1 protein-coding gene is annotated in these 1,187 nt (G+C 74.4%); it reads left to right on the top strand.

Going from position 1 to position 1,187, the window contains the following annotated elements:
* Positions 1-277 precede the first annotated feature (277 nt).
* Positions 278-1,187 (top strand): GGDEF domain-containing protein (locus tag EHS43_RS44895; RefSeq protein WP_148104360.1); only part of this gene is annotated, 910 nt, incomplete at its 3' end.

The following is a 1,187-nucleotide window of genomic DNA, read 5'->3' as shown; positions in this document are numbered from 1 at the left end:
CCCCTGGGGTGCCTGCGGCGGCCTGTTGCGGTTCGTGGGGGTGGGCGTTGTGCGCAGTTCCCCGCGCCCCTGGGGTGCCTGCGGCGGCCTGTTGCGGTTCGTGGGGGTGGGCGTTGTGCGCAGTTCCCCGCGCCCCTGAGGGCCTGCGGCGGCCTGTTGCGGTGCGCGACCGGCCTCCGCGCACCGGCAGCCGGCCGACGGCCGAACCCGGCACGGACTTCCTCGAACGGACCAACCACATCACCGCATACCCCCACATCCTCCCTAACCTGGACTGATGGGTGAGGACATCCGGCTGGCCGCGGTCGTCGCGTTGGCTCAGGGCATGGCGGCGGCCCACGGCTCGCGGGAGGCGTGGCGGGCCGCCGCCGCCGGAGCCTGCCGCGCGCTCGGCGGGAGTTTCGCCGCGTTGTCCGTGTGGGAGCGGGAGCTCGGACGGCTCAGGGTCCTGGTGAACGTGGGGGACCGGGCCGCCGGCGAGGAGGAGTTCCCCGAGAACGAGGCCTACCCCGTGCACCAGTTCCCGGAGATCACCGAGTTCCTGCACGAGCGGTGGGCCGGGGGCGGGGAGCCCAACGCGTGGGTCGAGACGGCGGAGGGCCCGGCCGCCGGGGGACGGCCCGGCTATGTGCACCAGCGGGTCGCCGCGCTGCGCAGGAGGGGCCGCGGGAGCTGTGTGGTCGCCCCGATCGTGCTGAACGGACGGGCCTGGGGGGAGCTGTATGTCGCCCGCCCCGCCGGCGCCCCGGTCTTCGTACGGGAGGACGCCGACTTCGCCACCGTCCTGGCCGCCGTCGTCGCCGCCGGGATCGCTCAGGCCGAGCGGCTGGAGGAGGCGAGACGGCTGGCGTTCACGGACGCGCTGACCGGGCTCGCCAACCGCCGTGCCGTGGACGCGCGGCTGGACGAGGCCGTCGACCGGCACAAGCGGGACGGTGTCGTCGTCAGTCTCGTGGTGTGCGATCTCAACGGGCTGAAGCGGGTCAACGACACCCGTGGACACGCCGTGGGCGACCGGCTGCTGGAACGTTTCGGTTCGGTGCTGTCGCTGTGCGGGGCCATGCTGCCCGGGGCCCTGGCCGCGCGGCTCGGCGGGGACGAGTTCTGCCTGCTGGCGGTGGGGCCCTCCGCCGACGACGTGGTTAAGGCCGCCGACGAACTGTGTCGGAGGGCGGGCGAGTTGGAGC

The sequence above is a fragment of the Streptomyces sp. RP5T genome (assembly GCF_003933965.1).
Classification (GTDB): Bacteria; Actinomycetota; Actinomycetes; order Streptomycetales; family Streptomycetaceae; genus Streptomyces.
This window is presented reverse-complemented; position numbering and strand designations above follow the sequence as displayed.